Origin of the sequence: Gaoshiqia hydrogeniformans (genome assembly GCF_049347105.1) — a bacterium.
Taxonomy (GTDB): domain Bacteria; phylum Bacteroidota; class Bacteroidia; order Bacteroidales; family Prolixibacteraceae; genus Gaoshiqia; species Gaoshiqia hydrogeniformans.
The window spans coordinates 2,692,298-2,709,351 of sequence record NZ_CP186334.1 but is presented as its reverse complement, the minus strand read 5'-3'; the positions used below and the strand labels follow the sequence as shown (position 1 = coordinate 2,709,351).

The 17,054-nt window shown below is 46.5% G+C and carries 17 protein-coding genes; 5 read left to right on the top strand and 12 right to left on the bottom strand.

Annotation, left to right across the window (positions count from 1 at the left end; genetic code table 11):
* Window positions 1-30: 30 nt before the first annotated feature.
* Window positions 31-1,257, bottom strand: coding sequence for a 3-phosphoshikimate 1-carboxyvinyltransferase (locus ACOIT5_RS10700; RefSeq protein WP_423130465.1), 1,227 nt, complete (start codon window positions 1,255-1,257; stop codon window positions 31-33).
* A gap of 15 nt (window positions 1,258-1,272) precedes the next feature.
* Window positions 1,273-2,343 carry a 3-dehydroquinate synthase gene (gene aroB, locus ACOIT5_RS10695; RefSeq protein WP_423130464.1) on the bottom strand — a complete coding sequence of 357 codons (1,071 nt, stop codon included), beginning with the start codon at window positions 2,341-2,343 and terminating at the stop codon, window positions 1,273-1,275.
* A 99-nt stretch (window positions 2,344-2,442) separates the two neighbouring features.
* Here aroB and ACOIT5_RS10690 point away from each other — a divergent pair, with 99 nt between their 5' ends.
* Genes ACOIT5_RS10690 through ACOIT5_RS10680 form a run of 3 tightly spaced genes read left to right on the top strand, consistent with a single transcriptional unit; the run spans window position 2,443 to window position 5,418 of the window.
* Complete coding sequence (locus ACOIT5_RS10690; protein ID WP_423130463.1) at window positions 2,443-2,895, top strand: hypothetical protein; 453 nt, start codon at window positions 2,443-2,445, stop codon at window positions 2,893-2,895.
* Window positions 2,896-2,947: 52 nt separating this feature from the next.
* The gene (dprA, locus tag ACOIT5_RS10685; RefSeq protein ID WP_423130462.1) at window positions 2,948-4,054 is read left to right on the top strand and encodes a DNA-processing protein DprA; all 1,107 of its coding nucleotides are present in this window, start codon (window positions 2,948-2,950) and stop codon (window positions 4,052-4,054) included.
* 44 nt (window positions 4,055-4,098) lie between these two features.
* Window positions 4,099-5,418 carry a DEAD/DEAH box helicase gene (locus tag ACOIT5_RS10680; RefSeq protein WP_423130461.1) on the top strand — a complete coding sequence of 440 codons (1,320 nt, stop codon included), beginning with the start codon at window positions 4,099-4,101 and terminating at the stop codon, window positions 5,416-5,418.
* 36 nt (window positions 5,419-5,454) lie between these two features.
* Here the strand turns inward: ACOIT5_RS10680 and ACOIT5_RS10675 are convergent, their stop codons facing one another.
* The 10 genes from ACOIT5_RS10675 to miaB form a co-directional block, all read right to left on the bottom strand.
* Entirely contained in the window at window positions 5,455-7,245 is a 1,791-nt protein-coding gene (locus tag ACOIT5_RS10675; protein ID WP_423130460.1) for a sensor histidine kinase, read from the bottom strand.
* Window positions 7,246-7,283: 38 nt separating this feature from the next.
* Entirely contained in the window at window positions 7,284-7,847 is a 564-nt protein-coding gene (locus ACOIT5_RS10670) for a manganese efflux pump MntP (RefSeq protein WP_423130459.1), read from the bottom strand.
* A gap of 112 nt (window positions 7,848-7,959) precedes the next feature.
* The gene (locus tag ACOIT5_RS10665; protein WP_423130458.1) at window positions 7,960-8,904 is read right to left on the bottom strand and encodes a bile acid:sodium symporter family protein; all 945 of its coding nucleotides are present in this window, start codon (window positions 8,902-8,904) and stop codon (window positions 7,960-7,962) included.
* A 105-nt stretch (window positions 8,905-9,009) separates the two neighbouring features.
* On the bottom strand, window positions 9,010-10,164 hold the full coding sequence (locus ACOIT5_RS10660; RefSeq protein ID WP_423130457.1) for an alkaline phosphatase: 1,155 nt from the start codon (window positions 10,162-10,164) through the stop codon (window positions 9,010-9,012).
* An 88-nt stretch (window positions 10,165-10,252) separates the two neighbouring features.
* The gene (locus ACOIT5_RS10655) at window positions 10,253-10,933 is read right to left on the bottom strand and encodes an AlbA family DNA-binding domain-containing protein (RefSeq protein ID WP_423130456.1); all 681 of its coding nucleotides are present in this window, start codon (window positions 10,931-10,933) and stop codon (window positions 10,253-10,255) included.
* A gap of 11 nt (window positions 10,934-10,944) precedes the next feature.
* Window positions 10,945-11,826 carry a VIT1/CCC1 transporter family protein gene (locus tag ACOIT5_RS10650; RefSeq protein ID WP_423130455.1) on the bottom strand — a complete coding sequence of 294 codons (882 nt, stop codon included), beginning with the start codon at window positions 11,824-11,826 and terminating at the stop codon, window positions 10,945-10,947.
* Between the two features lie 3 nt (window positions 11,827-11,829).
* Window positions 11,830-12,279 (bottom strand): GNAT family N-acetyltransferase, encoded by a 450-nt coding sequence (locus tag ACOIT5_RS10645; protein ID WP_423130454.1) that lies wholly within the window; start codon window positions 12,277-12,279, stop codon window positions 11,830-11,832.
* An 11-nt stretch (window positions 12,280-12,290) separates the two neighbouring features.
* Window positions 12,291-12,629 carry a NifB/NifX family molybdenum-iron cluster-binding protein gene (locus tag ACOIT5_RS10640; RefSeq protein WP_423130453.1) on the bottom strand — a complete coding sequence of 113 codons (339 nt, stop codon included), beginning with the start codon at window positions 12,627-12,629 and terminating at the stop codon, window positions 12,291-12,293.
* A gap of 10 nt (window positions 12,630-12,639) precedes the next feature.
* The gene (locus ACOIT5_RS10635; RefSeq protein ID WP_423130452.1) at window positions 12,640-13,005 is read right to left on the bottom strand and encodes a carboxymuconolactone decarboxylase family protein; all 366 of its coding nucleotides are present in this window, start codon (window positions 13,003-13,005) and stop codon (window positions 12,640-12,642) included.
* Between the two features lie 6 nt (window positions 13,006-13,011).
* Window positions 13,012-14,406, bottom strand: a complete 1,395-nt coding sequence (gene miaB / locus ACOIT5_RS10630) for a tRNA (N6-isopentenyl adenosine(37)-C2)-methylthiotransferase MiaB (protein WP_423130451.1) — start codon at window positions 14,404-14,406, stop codon at window positions 13,012-13,014.
* Between the two features lie 155 nt (window positions 14,407-14,561).
* Here miaB and ACOIT5_RS10625 point away from each other — a divergent pair, with 155 nt between their 5' ends.
* Entirely contained in the window at window positions 14,562-15,029 is a 468-nt protein-coding gene (locus tag ACOIT5_RS10625) for an SPOR domain-containing protein (RefSeq protein ID WP_423130450.1), read from the top strand.
* Complete coding sequence (locus ACOIT5_RS10620) at window positions 15,026-16,924, top strand: amidophosphoribosyltransferase (RefSeq protein WP_423130449.1); 1,899 nt, start codon at window positions 15,026-15,028, stop codon at window positions 16,922-16,924. The genes ACOIT5_RS10625 and ACOIT5_RS10620 overlap by 4 nt, the downstream gene beginning before the upstream one ends.
* Window positions 16,925-17,054: the final 130 nt, after the last annotated feature.

The following is a 17,054-nucleotide window of genomic DNA, read 5'->3' as shown; positions in this document are numbered from 1 at the left end:
CGTTACACTAAAAACAGAATTGTCCCCGCATTATTCTGAGATTTCGAAACCCACTTGTTTTAAATCGTCATAATAAGTCGGGTACGACTTGGTGATGACCATCGGATCGTCGATCTCAATTTTTCCAAACATGGCAGCAGGGGCAAAAGCCAGTGCCATGCGATGGTCGTGATAAGTGAAGATGAGCGGTGTTTCTTCTTTTCTGAACGGGAAAGTACCTTCCCATGACAATTCTCCGTGACGGGGTTCTTTCACTTCAGCCCCAAGCCGGGCCAGTTCGTTTTGCAGGGCCGATATACGGTCGGTTTCTTTAATCTTCAAGGTTTCCAATCCGGTAAAATGAAAAGGAATCTGCTTCAATACACAAAGAACAGCCATTGTTTGGGCAACATCCGGGTTTTCCGAAAAGTTTAACCCGAGGTGTTTGGGTTGAATCAAGGCTGTTTTTTTCAGAATCACGCCGGCGCCGGTATCCTGACTCTCAACGCCAAATGGTTCGAACCAGGAGGACATTGAGCTGTCGCCCTGCAAACTGTTTAGCTGAAGGTTTCTTAGTTCCACCTGGCCTTCGTCGGCCAGGGCCAGCAGCTGGTACCAGTACGACGCGGCAGTCCAGTCGGCTTCAACCGTAAAGGGTATGGGCCGGTAAGTTTGCTCGTTGATGCGGATTTCGTTTCCTTTCCAGACCGATTGAATGCCGAACTGTTTCATCAAATCCAGCGTCAGCGTAATGTAAGGACGCGAGGTGATCTTGTTTTTTAAGCGCAGGGTTAAGCCTCCCTGGATGGTGGGCGCAATCATCAGCAGGGCCGAAATGTATTGGCTGCTGACACTTCCGTCCAGTTCCAGGACCTTTCCTTTTAGCCGGCATCCGGTGATTCTCAGGGGCGGATAACCCTCGTTGCCCAGGTATTCGATTTTTGCTCCGAGTTCGGTCAGGGCATCCACCAACAGTTTTATCGGGCGTTGTTTCATCCGTTCAGAGCCGGTGATGGTCCATTCGCCGACAATTTGCGACAAAAAAGCCGTCAGAAAACGCATGGCCGTACCCGCATGGCCAATGTCGAACGAGTTGGTATTCGAATTCAGCACCTGTTGCATAACAATCGTGTCGTCGCTGTTATGCAGGTTCTGAATTTCGTAAGGGCTGTAACTTAAGGCGTTCATAATCAGCGCCCGGTTGGCAATACTTTTCGAAGAAGGCAGGTTGACTACTCCCCGAATCGTTTTATCTGGTTTTGAAAGTATATATCTCATATCCGGATTTTAGGATCAGACAGTCAGCTCGCGATAAAAATCAAGCGCTTCGAAGATCAGCTCTTTCGTGCAATCCTGGTTAATCTCCACCTGTCCGATTTTCGGCAGTAAGGTGAAATTGATCCGATTGCCTTCATTCTTTTTATCGTGCGTCATCAGCTCGTATAAGGCTTCGTAATCATCCGGGCTGATCCCGAATTTTCCGTACTTACGAAGCAGCCAGCCCGAAATACCGAGCAGTTCCGATTCATCGAACGAACATCGTTTGGCCGATAGGTACAGCTCAACAATCATCCCGTAAACGACAGCATATCCGTGCAAAACCGGCCGTCCTTCATGTAGGGCGTAGCTTTCGAAAGCATGGCCTGCCGTATGTCCGAAGTTTAATGCTTTCCGGATGTTTTTCTCAGTCAGGTCATTCTGAACATGCCAGTCTTTGATGGCAACCGAGTGGGCAATAATTTCCTGCAGCCTGCCGTAATCGATCTGTTCAAGATTATATTCCTGCAGTTCTTTCCAATGTTCGGGGCTTTTAATGAAGCCGTGTTTGATCATTTCGGCATAACCCGAAAGAAAATTCTCCCGATCAATGGTCTTTAAAAAATTGGTATTGATGATAACGGCATCCGGTTCGTTAAAAACACCGATCTCGTTTTTCAGTCCGTTAAAGTTGATCCCGGTTTTTCCGCCAAGCGAGGCATCCACCTGTGCCAATAAGGTCGTGGGGATGTTTACAAAGGCCATTCCCCGCTTAAAGGTCGATGCAGCAAACCCGCCCAAATCGGTTAACATCCCACCACCTACATTGATTAGCAGCGATTTGCGGTCGGCGCCGTATTTCGAGAGCACCTCCCACACTTCTTCCACCGAGCGGATCGACTTGTTTGTTTCGCCACCTTTTATAACAATTTTACGTATGTTTAATTTGGAAATGATCCCGTCAATGAATGGCAGGCATAACAATTCGGGGCCTTTTTCCGTTAAGAGGAATACTTTACCTTCGGAAAAAGGGGCAACGATTCGTTCGAGTTCCGGTTCAACCTGTTGGGAAAAGATAATATTTGAATGTATTTTTGACGGAGCCATTTCATCTGTTTTTTTGGTGATGGCAAAGTTAAAATTATTTTAGAAGTCCTTATAAATTAAAAGTATCTTGCTGACATTATTTACGATTTAACGATTACTATGGAAATTTCAAACAAAAAAAGAACGGTAAAGATTAAACGCGGTTTCAATTTAATCGTGGTGAGCTTATTGCTTGTGACCATCCTTTTTGTTTGGAAAGAAAATAATGCCGGCGCCTTAATCGCGGGAGGCGTGCTGGTCATTTTTGTCGTTGCCGTTATGTTCGCGAGTATCAATTATGTGTACTACAGTTCCGATGGCCATAAAATACTGCTCCGCTATTATCCGGTGATTACCTTTTTCGGAAAAGATTACAGCTCCATTGAGTTTGACAAGCATTTGCTTTATGCCGCGAAAGTTAAAAAAGTCTTTTTGTTTTCGGATTTGTACCTGGCCATACGCACCAGTAAAGGAATTGCCGAGTATCCCGAGGTCAGCCTGTCAGGAATGTCGAAGGACGAAATCAGGGCCATCCAGAGCGACCTGCATGAATTACTTCAACTCGTTCGTTAGCATTTGCTATTTTGTTCGGAAAGGTTTAAATTTATCATAAACCTTTTGCCTCATGAATTACCCTGAAGAATTAAAATACCAGATCGCCTTATCCCTGATCCCCCTGGTGGGCAGCATTACCGCCAAAAACCTGATTGCTTATTTGGGCAGTGTTGAAGCAGTGTTTGACGCCTCCGAAAAAACATTAACGAAAATTCCGGGCATCGGGAAAGGAATTGCCGACAACATCGTCAAATCAGACGTTTTATCGCGGGCCGGGGAAGAAATGGAGTTCATGGAACGCAATCGTGTTGATGCTTTCTTTTATTTAAATGATGATTATCCTGCCCGTTTAAAATCGTGCGTGGATGCCCCCTTGGTTCTGTTTTCAAAAGGAACTGTCAATTTTAATAACGAGAAGGTGGTTGCGATCGTTGGGACCCGGAATGCTACAGACTACGGACGTAAAATGTGTGAGGAACTGGTTGCTGAAATGGCCAAACGTGGAGCTTACTGTGTTGTAAGCGGTTTGGCCTATGGGATTGATGTTGCGGCTCATAAAGCCTGTTTGAAACACGGAGTGCCGACGATTGGCGTGTTGGGGCATGGCTTGGATTGTGTGTACCCGTCGCTGCACCGGTCAACAGCCGAAAAGATGATGGAAAACGGCAGTTTAGTCAGCGATTTTCTGAGCCGTACCAATATCGACAGGCAAAACTTTTTGCGGAGAAACCGGATCATTGCCGGGTTGGCTGATGCCACCGTCATTGTTGAGTCGGCAGAAAAGGGAGGATCACTGGTTACGGCCGATATTGCCGGGTCGTATAACCGCGACGTATTTGCCTTTCCGGGCAGGAGCGCCGATAATTTTTCGCGGGGCTGCAACCGGCTGATCAAAGAAAATAAAGCCAACCTGATCGAAAGCCTGGATGATTTGGAGTATTTTATGTCGTGGCAACAAAACGTTGATAAACCGCGAAAAATTCAAAAACAACTGTTCGTCCAACTGAATGCGGAAGAACAAAAAATCGTGGATGCGCTTCAGTCCGGTGTTTTATACATCGACAACCTGTGTCAAACGGTTAGCCTGCCCATGGGACGGGTTTCATCGTTGTTGCTGGGGCTCGAGTTCAACGGGCTGGTGGAGAGCCTGCCGGGCAAGATGTACCGGCTGAACTAAACGCGGTTTCTGCATCTCGGAATTTGAATGTATCTTTGCCCCCTATGATAACTTTCGAAGATCTAAAAGTCAATAAGTCAATTCTGAAAGCCCTTGAAGAGATCGGCTTTGAATCGCCCACCCCCATTCAGGAAAAAGCGATCCCGGTAATCCGTTCAGGTGTTGATGTGTTGGGGATTGCCCAAACCGGAACCGGAAAAACGGCCGCCTACCTGTTGCCTGTATTTATGAAACTGGTGAAGGCCGAAGGAGACGACCCGCGCGTCCTGATTTTGGTTCCGACGCGCGAATTGTCGATCCAGGTGGGCGAAGACATTGAGGTTCTGACACGGTACAGTAACCTCAGGCACGCGGCGGTTTACGGCGGTATTGGCTGGACAAAACATGCTGACCTGATTAAACCGGGAATCGATATCCTGGTGGCTACACCGGGACGGCTGATGGATTTATACCGGGCAGGAGCCGTTTCACTCAAAAAAATAAAAACCCTGGTAATCGACGAAGCCGACCGCATGCTCGATATGGGTTTTATGCCGCAAATCCGGCAGATCCTCGAAGTCATCCCGGTAAAACGCCAGAACCTGCTTTTTTCGGCCACCTTTAACGAGAAGGTGGAAGAAATGAGTCATGAATTCCTCGATTTTCCGGAACGGGTTGAGGTTACGCCATCGGCTACCCCCGCGCAACTGATCCAACAGTTCTATTATAAAGTTCCGAACATCAGGACAAAACTTCATCTGGTTCAGCAGTTGCTCGAAGACGAAGAAACCTTCAACCGGGTACTCATCTTTGTGAAAACAAAAGAACACGCCGACAGCCTGTTTAAAATCATTAAACGAAAAACGGAAGGTGAAAAACGGATCCTGCACTCAAACAAGGGGCAAAGCACCCGGATTAACGCGATTAATGCCTTTAAAGACGGGGACGTCAGGATTCTGATCTCTACCGATGTTTCGGCCCGGGGACTGGATGTTTCGCTGATCTCACACGTGATCAATTTTGATTTACCGCAGCGTTATGAAGATTATGTGCACCGGATTGGACGGACAGCGCGCGCCAACAACCGAGGGGAAGCCATCACGCTGATTAATCCCGCCGAAGAGTATCACCTGCATCAAATCGAAAAAATGATCAGGATGGAAATTCAGGAAAGGGAGCTTCCTGAAAACCTGACTGTTGCCGAGACTCCGAAGTCGGAACGGCAGGAGCAGTTGCGTGAAATTGATCGTCAGAAAAAACTGGAGAACCCGGATTTCAAGGGGGCCTTCCACGAAAAAAAACATCGTCCGTCGGCTAAACCGGCAAATCCGCCGAAGCACTTGTCGAAAACCAAGCAGTTTAGAAAGGGAAGCGGCAGGAGATAGCCGGAGTCAACAGGATATCTTACAAAAAACCTGAATTCAGTTCACCGAAAGGATAAAGTAGAACCGGCAACCTTCACCGGGAATGGCTTGGCTAGAGACACCCACCTCGCCGCCGAGTTTTTCCACAATCCGCCTGACAATGGGCAAACCTAAGCCGTTTCCCTGTGCCCTCGTTGTCTCTAAACGGACAAACCTGGTGAAAAGTTTTTCCTGATCTTCGGGAACTATGCCTTCCCCGTTGTCTTTAATCCAGAATTTAATCCGGCTATCATCGTCGAGCGAATCGAAACCCAGTTCAACGACCGGAGGCGTACCCCCGTATTTCATAGCGTTGCTCATGTAGTTGATCCAAACTTCTTCGAGCCAGCCCGGGTGTGAATTTACGGACGGCCATTTTTCGGGTTTCAGGATAACAGCCTGGTGTTGCCTGATGGAAGCCTGCAGCCGTTTTTCACATTCCGAAATCACCTGTTCCATCGCTACGGGCACCAACTGAACGTCCTGCTGCCTGATGGTGGACATGGTCAACAATTCATTGATCACGTAAAGTGTTTTTTCGGCCGAAGCACAAATAACTTTGGTTACTTCCAGAGCATTGTTGTATTGTTTGTTGCGGATCTCGGCCTCAATTAACTCGGTCAACGGGATTACCGCGCCAATGGAATCTTTCAGGTCGTGGGCTACCGTATGGGCATAGGCATTCAGGTCGGCGATCAGCCGGGCATTCTCTTCAATTTCTTTTTTTAGCTGCTGATTCGATAACAGGATTTTTTCTTCATTCCGGATACGCTGCGTAATATCCCGCAACACGAAGAGCTGTCCGCTCAACAGATCATTGTGGTCAAAAAGAGGTGTCATACGCATGTCCAGGTGTCGCTTCTCCGGGGTCTTTTCGGTAATGATTTCTGCACGGATGGGTTTGGGCGAAAGCACTACCCGGCTGATTTCTTCTTCCCGATGCGGCAAAACTTCGGTTATTTTCCTGCCGATCAGGTTTTTATGTTCAGTGTTGAGCAAATTAAGCATCGACTCGTTGACATCGGCAATCCGCTGTTGATGATCAATCAGCAATACAGCATCTTCCATAATATTGATCAGTTTGTTTCGGGCCAGCGGAATAAGTTCGAAAGCGCCAAAACGGATATTGATGTATGCCAGGATGGCGCCGGATACCAAAAAGCAGGCGGGTGTCCAGTCGAACCCGGGAATGGGGTTGATTTTGAACACATAGATGATATTGCCGGTAACCGGAACAATGCAGGCGATAATAATCAGCCAGGCAGCATGATCGGTTTGCCTTGTTGCCTGTTTGATCAGACTCAGGATGTTGATGACACTTAGGGTCAGAAGCGTATAGATGTAAATGAAAATGATCCAAAAGAAAGGACCATACCGGTAAATGGTTGTATTGTTCTCCGGGTCAATGGCTGCTTCCCTCCAGTGCAGGTGATGTATATCGTTGGTTAATACCAGCGCTATCAGGATAATGGAAGTGAAAAACAAGCCCGTCCCGGGTTTTGGAGATGCGTCGCGGATTTCTGATTTGAAGTGTTTGGAGAACAGGTAGAAGCAGACCGGTGTAAATACAATCCCTAAATAGGATAATTTTGACCAAAAAAGTTTGGCTTCCAGTGCTGTGGCCGAGTATTCCAAACAATAAAAAATTGCCCAAGTCGCTGTCGAAAGCTGCATCAGTGTCAGGTATTTCATCCCCGGCGATTCTTTGTACTGGTACATGTACAGGCTGATCATGATCCCGCCAAATGCAGTGAAAGCTAAAAATATACTTAACAGATCGATCAAGTACGTCCCTGATTCAGTTAACATGAAAGATGAATTAGTTTATCGAATTGGACGTAAATATATTAATTCGCCAGTAAATGTTCAAGCAATATTTTCAGACCGATACTTACAAGAATAACCCCGCCCAGGATCTCGGCGTATTTATTGATTTTTGGACCTGTCTTTTTCCCGATTAGAACGCCGGTCATAGAAGCCAAAAAGGTAACTGCCCCGATTACGATCACGGCCGGGATAATGTCATCCAGCAAGATGGCCATACTGAATCCGACTGCCAAAGCATCGATGCTGGTCGCAATGGCTAACACAACAGCTACCTTTAAGTTCAACGGGTCTCTTATTTCCCGGTTTTCTTTTGAAAACAGATTTTCAATAATCATTCTTCCGCCAATAACCACCAGCAAACCGAAACCAATCCAATGATCAAACGGATCGATCAAATGACGGACGCTGCTTTCCAAAAGCCAGCCAATTAAAGGCATAAGCGCCTGAAAAACAGCCAGAATAATCGCTAGTCTTACTGCCTGAAAAAAGCGGATTCGTGGAAGACTAAGCCCGCTGGTAACCGAAACAGCAAACGAATCGAAAGACAGCCCCAAAGCAATTATGAAAACAGTCGCGTAGTTCATGAGTGTTTAATGCGCCGCAAAACTAATAAAAATCATTCAACCGAACTGCCGAACGGGTTCTTTTTGCAGGGAAATCGCTTTTTGATCTGATCTGTAATCATCCTTTCCTTAATCAGGCCAATACGGTTTTGTTTCCCCAAAAAGTGGCCAGCGCCAGCCCGCTCACAATATGCCAGACCCCCCACCAGGCGGCAACAACAGCCATACCTCCCAAGGCGAGATTCGGCGGAAAAATTTTAGGATTAAAGATTAAGGCTAAAGCCAATCCCGAATTCTGGATCCCGGTTTCAATGGCAATCGTTCGCCGGTCGGGGATGGGCCGCCTTGTAATGGTACTGAAAAGATAGCCAACACCAAGAGCTAACGCATTATGTATTAAAACGATAAAAAAGACAAGGTGTACATATTTCAGGAAGTGGCTGAAATTACTCCAAAGTAAAATAACGACCATCATGATGAAAAATACCACCGATCCGACCCGGAGGGGCTTCCTGATCTTTCCGGTAATTCCAGGAAACCTGTACGCGAAAAGCAACCCGACAATCACCGGAATACCAAGTAAAATAAATACGGTCTCGAACATTTGCCACTGATCAATTTCCAGTGGCCGCAGCAACGCCGCGGCAGAATGATTGTAATACCGGATGTAAAAATCGCCCCATAAAGCAAAGTTCATCGGGGTAATAAATATCGCGTAAATGGTGGCGATTGCGGTTAAACTGACAGACAGGGCGGTATCGGCTTTGGCCATCGAACTGATGAAATTGGAAATATTTCCTCCGGGACAGGTTGACACCAGAATCATTCCCAGAGCAATAGTTGGCGCAGGATCCAAGATCAGAACCAGCAAAAAGGTAAAAAACGGCAACAATAAAAACTGCGACATCATCCCGGTAATCACCGACTTTGGCCTTTTTACAACATCAATAAAGTCGGAAAATTTGATATCGAGAGCAACCCCAAACATGATAAAAGCAAGCGCAATATTTAAAAACAACAGGCCTGAAGGGGAAAAATTCAGTTTAACATGATCCAATGATTCCATCGATGGGTTCATAAGCCGGGTTTATAAGAAAGAGGTTAAAAATAAAAAAAACTATTGACAGGACTCAGTTCTTGTCAATAGTTTTAAAACAGTCCGGCCGCATATGCAAACAGACTGTTATTTGTTTTCAATCAGGGAGATGATTTTTTTTGCGATATCGGTATTGTCCATGATACCGGTAAACTGTTCGGCCCCGGGGCCGAATGCGAATACCGGGACCATTACACCCGTATGGCTGCCGGTGTTATAGGTCCCTTTTACCATACCGGTTTCCAAATTGCCCCCCGTAAGGGCCAATCCTCCGGTCTCGTGGTCGGACGTAACCACAATCAGTGTTTCGTTGTCCTCTGCTGCAAATTCGAGCGCTACGCCAATGGTACGGTCAAAGTCGAGCATTTCTTCAATCAGAAATATAGTGTTATTTTGGTGTCCTGCCCAGTCGATCTGGGATCCTTCGACCATCAGGAAAAATCCTGCTTTCTGATTACGCAAAAGCCTGATGGCTGTTTCTGTCGCCTTCGGCAACAGGTCTCCGCGTTGCGCATACCGGTCGTTGTGTTCCGGCGCGGTTAAACCGGCCAGTTTCCCCGATTTAACGGATACGATCTCGTTCAGTTCTGTTAGTACCTGGTATCCTTTGGCTTTCAGGTCAACCGTCAGGTCGCGGCCATCTTTGCGGTTGGTGAAATGTTTGTAGCCTCCTCCAATAAAAACGTCAATGTCCGTTTTCAGAAAGTCAGCGGCAATTTCTTCGTATCTGTTACGCGATGGCTGGTGAGCAATAAACGAAGCCGGAGTGGCGTGGGTAATCGCTGAAGAGGAAACAAGTCCGGTCATCTTCCCTTTACTTTCAGCAATGTCGAGTATCGTTGGCTTTGCGATGTCTGCCACGTCAACGCCGATAGCGCCGTTGGATGTCCGGTAGCCGGTTGACAGGGCTGTTCCACCGGCGGCCGAGTCGGTAATGTAATTGTTTGCCGAATGGGTATTTGAAAAACCAAGGTGTTTGAAGTTGCTCAGGAATAGTTGTCCCCCGTTTGCGGTTACTGCGGCCGAAACCTGGGCGGTTCCCATACCGTCGCCGATCATCAGGATGATATTGCGTGGTTTTTTTGTTTTCGCCCGATCCTCATAGATTTTTACCGGATAAAAGTTTTTTTCTGCGGAGTAGACCTTCACCGAATCTTCCGGTGAGATTGTCTTATAGTTTTCCTGTCCATAAGATAGCTGGAACAGAAAAACAGATACCATTAAAATGATTGATTTTTTCATTCGAATACCTGATATTACAATTTTAAGGCCCCAAAAATAGGCGTAATATCGGTAATCGGGTTAATTTAAGTTTAAATAAGTGTGAAAATCAGGGCCGGATAAGCGGATGATGCGATGATTCCCATTCATCTTTATTGAAGTCAGGCACCAGCGAATAGCTGATTTTCTGACTGGTAACAACTGGCTTTATGATACCAAGCGCCATAAAATCGGAAATAATTTTTTCTGCTTTCCGGTAGGTAATTCCTGCTTTCCGGGCAAATACCGACTGGCTGATGGTTGCATTCTTCTCCAGAAAGTCAAGCAGAAATTTCTCGTCGTCCGAATAGTTGATCAGAATCCCTTTCCGACTTTTTTGTTTGCGCCAGGCTTCAATCATCACTTTGCTGGCCAGTTTGTTTTCGTCGTTTTTGCGAAAATAAGCCAGCCATTTGCCGTTTTCATCCAGTGCGAAATAAGGTTTATCCTGATTTTTTTCCACGACAATTTCCAGTACAACTTTCCCTTCTGCCTGGTGTTGACGGGTTGAAAAACTGATTTCGGGTTTGCTGTAAATTTTGGCTGCCGATTCAATCATATAATACTCTTCATCCGAGCGCACCCCGGCAATATTCCCGTTGTCTTTTACGCCAATCAGCAAACGGCCCCCGTCGGTATTGGCAAAGGCGACCAGCGATTTGGCAATCTTTTTCGAATCGCTGATACAATATTTGAAATCCTGGGTCTGGTGTTCGCCTTCCCGGATCATTTTCAACAAATGCAGGCTCACTTGAAACAGTTTTAGACTTCAATTCCAAAGAAAATCCGGGCCAAATAACCCAGGCCAAACGAGATTAAGCCAACCCCGGCGCTTAAACCGACCATCTCCCAAAAGCGTTTGGCAAACGGCTGGTCGTTGGCCACCGAGATGTAGTAGCTGTATATAAAAACCAGGAATACCGAGTCGAGTACGGCAACAATCAAAGCAACGAAGGGCGAACTGAATATCAGGAAGGGAGCGACCAAAAACACCACCGCAACCAGGTAGGCCAGCCCGGTAAAAACGGCTGATTTGACTGCTCCTTCCTGCTTGCCTTCCGACCGGGTTGACAGGTATTCAGACGACGACATGGATAAAGCGCCGGCAATTCCGGCAATCATTCCAGCCAGAGCTACCAGCCTCGTGTTTTGCAGGGCAAAGGTTAAGCCAGCCAGGGTTCCCAGAATTTCAACCAGGGCATCATTCAAGCCAAGAACAATGGACCCGATGTATTCCAGCTTGTCTTCTTTGATCAGCGAAATCAACCGGTTTTCATGATCTTTTTCATCATTGCTGATTTCCAGGGCCTCCGGGATTTCTTTCGCCATTTCGTTGTAGTTTATCTGCGCTTTTTCTTCGCCCTTTTCCATTAATTTAATGCCAAACGTAATCCCGAAAATACGTGAAATCCAATAATATTTCCGGATATTCCAGCTGCTTGCAGACACCTCCCTTCCGGTATATTTCATCCAGATTTGGTAATGACGAAACTCGTCGCCGGCAATTTTATCCAAAACCCCGGCATTGTGCCCGTCTTTTATACTTTTAGCCAGCTTTTTATAGATGTAGTACTCGGTAATTTCGTTGCGCTGGGCAACAATGAGTTGTTTCCTTGTTTCGGGTGATAAGGATTTGCGTTCCATGATTTAGTTTTTTAACCACTCATACAACTGGTAATGTTCGGCGGTCATACCCAGTTTCTCGTAAACCTGATGAGCGGCACTGTTTGTTTTTTCGGCATATAACCGGATGCCTTTCAGATGCTGATCCTGTTCTACAATCGACTGAATGTATTTGTACATCGTTTTATAAACCCCGGTTCCCCGGTGTTCGGGTAATACGTAAACCGATTGCACCCACAATACCGTACCATTTCGCCAGTCGCTCCACTCAAAGGTAGTGAGCAGGGAGGCAATAACCTGTCCATCGGTTTCGGCCACATAATAGCATCCTTTTGAGGGATCTGAAAAAACAGCTTCAACACCGGCCTCCAGGGTTGACGCATCTAGCCGGAGGTTTTCGGTTTCCCAGGCCATCGCAAGCTGAAAACCGGTAATTGCTTTTGCATCGGCCGCGACCGCTTTTCTTACGATCATTTGTCGGCGATTTATTTAACGGTTAAGGAATCTCCCTTACCGGTTACGTTCATTTTTTTCAACACGTGTTGCAGGCTGATCTTGTCCTCGGTCAGCATAATGATCTGGATCTGATGTTTGTCGAGGCTGGTTTTGGCTTTCGGTCCGATTTCGCCGGTAATGATCCGGCTTACTCCCTTGGCCTTCAGCATGTCGACTACCCGGGGGGCAACATCATCGCTTTCCTTTTCAAACGGATTGGCAATGAACTGAGTTTCCTGCCCGTTTACCAGCAGAAAATAAGGACAGCGTCCGAATCGCAGATCCATGCTGGCTGTCAGTTTTTTATCGGTGGCGCTAATAGCTATCATCTGTTTGTTTTTAATTTTTCGAGTTGACTCCTTCCTGTTCATTTAAGGCTTCCCAGTATTCAACGGCGCTTCGTGTGTGAGGAATAACAATTGTGCCCCCAACAAGGTTTGCAATAGCGAACACCTCAAAAATTTCTTCATCGCTCAGCCCCTGTTCGTGGCATTTCTCAAGATGATACTTAATGCAGTCGTCGCAACGCAAAACCATAGACGATACCAGTCCGAGCATTTCCTTTGTTTTAACCGGAAGCGCCCCTTCCTGGTAGGCAAGCGTATCCACACTATAAATACGTTTCATCACTTTGTTGTCAGAACCCAGGATCTTTTCATTCATCCGTGACCGGTATTCCCTGAAATCGTCAATTAATTTACTCATGCTTGTTTATTTGGTTACCGCCTGTCCAATCAAGGTGGTTTGGGTGCATTTTTCTATTTTAACATGAACGTAATCGCCCTTCCGAAAGTTTAGGTTCGGAAATACAATTACTTTATTTTGCGGGCTGCGTCCAAAAAACTCATCTTTATTTTTCTTCGACGGACCTTCAACCAACAGCTCGAATGTTTTCCCGATATCTGCCTGGTTACTTTCGAGCGATAAACGGTTTTGAAGTTCGATCATTTCATTCAGCCGTCTGATTTTAACATCCTCCGGCACATCATCAGCCAAATATTTATGGGCATAAGTTCCCGGCCGCTCTGAATATTTAAACATGAAAGACATGTCGAACCGCGCCCATTCCATCAGCGTTAAGGTTTCGCGGTGTTCTTCTTCGGTTTCGGAGCAAAAACCGGTAAAAACATCGGTTGAAATACCGCAGTCGGGAATCAGTTCACGAATAGCGCGGATGCGGTCCATGTACCATTCCCGGTCATATTTGCGGTTCATCAGCTTAAGGATGCGGGAACTGCCCGATTGCAGCGGCAGGTGAATGTGCCGGCAGATATTCGGGTAGGCGGCAATCATTTTCAATACTTTGTCCGACATATCCTTGGGATGCGAAGTGGTGAATCGGAAACGCATGCCGGGGGCTTCTCCGGCGACCAAGTCCAGCAGATGCCAAAACTTTACCGGTTTACGTGTTCCTTCGGGCAGCCATTGATACGAGTTCACGTTTTGGCCGAGCAGCGTCACTTCTTTGTATCCTTTTTGCTGCAAGTCGCGGACTTCGCTGAGGATATCCTGCGGGTCGCGGCTGCGTTCGCGTCCTCGGGTATACGGAACAATACAGTACGTGCAAAAATTATTGCATCCGCGGGTAATGCTGACAAAACCTGATATGGATTTTTCGCCGATCCGCACCGGGGTGATTTTATCGTAGGTTTCAATTTCAGAAAGCTCAACATTAATGGCATCTTCTTTCCCCAGGGCTTTGTCCATCAGGTAGGGCAAATCGCGGTAAGCATCGGGACCGGCAACCAGGTCAACGGCTTCGTGTTCGAGAAATTTGTCGCCCACCCGTTCGGCCATACATCCCAGGATGCCGACGACCAGGTGTTTGTTTCGTTTTTTTGATCCTTTCAGGTGGTCGAGCCGGCCCCAAATTCGCTGCTCGGCGTTGTCGCGCACCGAGCAGGTGTTGATAAAAACGGCATCGGCCTCTTCGGCCGACAGGCAAAGCTCGTATTGCCGGTCCTGAAGGATGGCTGCCACCACCTCGCTGTCTGCAACATTCATCTGGCAGCCGTATGTTTCAATAAACAGTTTCTTTTTATTCATCGGGTATTCAACTAAAGCCTGCAAATTTATTGATTTTGAACCGATTTGGAAATTTATCATACACACAAATTTCTTTTCGGGGATAACCGGCTGATGAGTTCGCAGTTACAAAAAAAGCCAATGTGAATTTTTTATTTTTTATGAAGCCCATGAACGGCTGAATTCTTGTATTAAATCAAATCGCATTATATTTGCACTTTTAAAGGACACTGCATATGAAGTTTTCAATCGTTGGGATTATCCTTCTCCTTTTACAATTGAGCATTTCTGCTCAGGAGAGATCCTACAAACCTTCAGAAAAATCTTCCAGGCAACACCGGCTTAGTAACCAAATGGATATCCGCCAGGATTCGCGGGTGGATTCGCTGCTGCAGACTCATATCGACATGAATAAGCGACGGGAAGGCATTGACGGGTTTCGGCTTGAAATTTTTTTTAGTTCGGGCGCCAGAGCGCGCGAAGAAGCCCTGAAGGTAAAAACGGAATTCTTAAAAAAGCATCCGGAAGAGACGATCTATGTGACTTTTCAAAGTCCGAACTTCAAAGTGCGGGTTGGCGACTGCCGGAACAAAAGTGAAGCGTTGAAATTAAAAGAAAAAATCAAAAAAGCTTACCCCAACGCCTTTATCGTTCCGGACATCATCCAGTTTCCAAAATTATCTACAGATACAAAACAGCAATGAGTGAATTAATAAAACACGAGTGTGGGATTGCGCTGATTCGGTTAAGAAAGCCCTTAAATTACTACCAGGAAAAATACGGAACATGGCAATACGGCTTAAATAAACTCTACCTTTTGATGGAAAAACAACATAACCGCGGACAGGATGGCGCGGGGGTTGTTAGTGTGAAGTTGAATTTGAAACCCGGGCAGGAGTATATTAACCGTTACCGGTCGATTGAGCAGAACCCGATAAAAGATGTGTTTGATAAAGTCGGGAAAAGCGTTAAAAAAGCGCTGAAATCAGGAAAAGATATCAACAACCTCAAGTGGGCATACGAAAATCTGCCCTATGCCGGCGAACTGTACCTGGGGCACCTGCGCTACGGGACATTCGGAAATAACAGCATTGAATTTGTGCATCCGGTGATGCGCCAGAATAACTGGAAATCGCGGACATTGGTTTTGGCCGGAAACTTTAACCTGACAAATACCGACGAGTTGTTTCAAAAGTTAATCGATCTGGGACAGCATCCGAAAAACTATACCGACACGGTAACGGTACTCGAAAAGGTCGGCCATTTCCTGGACGAAGAAAACCAATACCGTTTCCGTCAATACAAAAATGAAGGCTATACAAACATCGAAATTTCCCCGTTGATCGAAAAAACGCTGGATGTACAAAGCATCCTGGAAAACGCCAGTAAAGACTGGGACGGCGGTTATGCCATTGCCGGTTTAATTGGCCACGGCGATGCTTTTGTGGCGCGCGATCCCTGGGGAATACGCCCCGCCCATTATTACATTGATGATGAGATCGTCGTGGTTGCCTCCGAGCGGCCGGTGATCCAGACGGTGATGAATGTGAAAGGCGACCAGGTAAAACAAATTAACCCGGGAGAAGCCCTCATCGTTAAAAAAGACGGCCATGTTTCCACGCAAATGATCCGCGTCCCGCATAAACGGAGATCCTGTTCGTTTGAACGGATTTATTTTTCGCGCGGAAGCGATAAAGATATCTATCAGGAACGCAAAGAGCTGGGCCGTTTGCTGGCCCCAACCATCCTGAAGGCGATCAATTATGACATGAAGAATACCGTTTTTTCATACATCCCCAATACCTCTGAGACAGCATTTTACGGAATGATGGGCGGTGTCAGGGAACATTTGCTGGCCTGGAAAAAAGAACAGATCCGTGCAAAAAACGGCAGTATGCCCGAAGCCGAGCTGGAAGAGATTATTTCGCTGGAACCCCGTGTCGAAAAGATTGCCATTAAAGACGTAAAGCTGCGTACCTTTATTGCCGATGATGCCAGCCGCGACGACCTGGTGGCCCATGTGTACGATGTGACTTACGGTGTGATCAAAGAAGACAAAGACACCCTGGTGATCATCGATGATTCGATTGTCAGGGGAACCACCCTGAAAAAAAGTATCCTGAAAATTCTGGACAGGCTGAGCCCCAAACGGATTATTGTTGTTTCATCGGCGCCGCAAATCCGTTATCCCGATTGTTACGGCATCGACATGGCTGTGCTGGGCAAGTTTATCGCCTTCAACGCGGCCATCGAATTACTGAAAGATCACGGGAAAGAACAGGTAATTGAAGATGTGTATCAGAAATGTAAGGCGCAGCAAAATCTTCCGAAAGAAGAAATTGTGAATTACGTGAAAGAAATTTACCGGCAGTTTAGCCCGGAACAAATCTCGGCTAAAATTGCCGAATTACTTAAACCCGACGGTTGCCATGCCGACGTTGACATTGTCTACCAAAGTGTTGAGAACCTGCACCTGGCTTGTCCGAACGATACCGGCGACTGGTATTTCACCGGCGATTATCCCACTCCGGGCGGAAATAAGGTGGTGAATACGTCCTTCATCAATTATGTCGAAGGTTTTGAAGGACGGGCTTATTGAAGCTGACATAAATCCCAATCATAAGAAAAGCAGGCCGATGACGCCTGCTTTTTTGTTTCGACCTTGTTCCCTAAACCCGAACATCCTGTTCAAACTCCTGTTCGTCATCCCGATTCTCCTCGTTAATCCT

What these genes read in the sequence shown, in the direction of transcription:
- ACOIT5_RS10620 (WP_423130449.1), top strand. Translation starts at nt 15,026, where the DNA reads ATGAGTGAATTAATAAAACACGAGTGTGGGATTGCGCTGATTCGGTTA.
- ACOIT5_RS10690 (WP_423130463.1), top strand. Translation starts at nt 2,443, where the DNA reads ATGGAAATTTCAAACAAAAAAAGAACGGTAAAGATTAAACGCGGTTTC.
- ACOIT5_RS10625 (WP_423130450.1), top strand. Translation starts at nt 14,562, where the DNA reads ATGAAGTTTTCAATCGTTGGGATTATCCTTCTCCTTTTACAATTGAGC.
- ACOIT5_RS10680 (WP_423130461.1), top strand. Translation starts at nt 4,099, where the DNA reads ATGATAACTTTCGAAGATCTAAAAGTCAATAAGTCAATTCTGAAAGCC.
- ACOIT5_RS10635 (WP_423130452.1), bottom strand. Translation starts at nt 13,005, where the DNA reads ATGAGTAAATTAATTGACGATTTCAGGGAATACCGGTCACGGATGAAT.
- ACOIT5_RS10650 (WP_423130455.1), bottom strand. Translation starts at nt 11,826, where the DNA reads ATGGAACGCAAATCCTTATCACCCGAAACAAGGAAACAACTCATTGTT.
- ACOIT5_RS10660 (WP_423130457.1), bottom strand. Translation starts at nt 10,164, where the DNA reads ATGAAAAAATCAATCATTTTAATGGTATCTGTTTTTCTGTTCCAGCTA.
- ACOIT5_RS10665 (WP_423130458.1), bottom strand. Translation starts at nt 8,904, where the DNA reads ATGAACCCATCGATGGAATCATTGGATCATGTTAAACTGAATTTTTCC.
- ACOIT5_RS10640 (WP_423130453.1), bottom strand. Translation starts at nt 12,629, where the DNA reads ATGATAGCTATTAGCGCCACCGATAAAAAACTGACAGCCAGCATGGAT.
- ACOIT5_RS10700 (WP_423130465.1), bottom strand. Translation starts at nt 1,257, where the DNA reads ATGAGATATATACTTTCAAAACCAGATAAAACGATTCGGGGAGTAGTC.
- dprA (WP_423130462.1), top strand. Translation starts at nt 2,948, where the DNA reads ATGAATTACCCTGAAGAATTAAAATACCAGATCGCCTTATCCCTGATC.
- miaB (WP_423130451.1), bottom strand. Translation starts at nt 14,406, where the DNA reads ATGATAAATTTCCAAATCGGTTCAAAATCAATAAATTTGCAGGCTTTA.
- ACOIT5_RS10670 (WP_423130459.1), bottom strand. Translation starts at nt 7,847, where the DNA reads ATGAACTACGCGACTGTTTTCATAATTGCTTTGGGGCTGTCTTTCGAT.
- ACOIT5_RS10645 (WP_423130454.1), bottom strand. Translation starts at nt 12,279, where the DNA reads ATGATCGTAAGAAAAGCGGTCGCGGCCGATGCAAAAGCAATTACCGGT.
- aroB (WP_423130464.1), bottom strand. Translation starts at nt 2,343, where the DNA reads ATGGCTCCGTCAAAAATACATTCAAATATTATCTTTTCCCAACAGGTT.
- ACOIT5_RS10675 (WP_423130460.1), bottom strand. Translation starts at nt 7,245, where the DNA reads ATGTTAACTGAATCAGGGACGTACTTGATCGATCTGTTAAGTATATTT.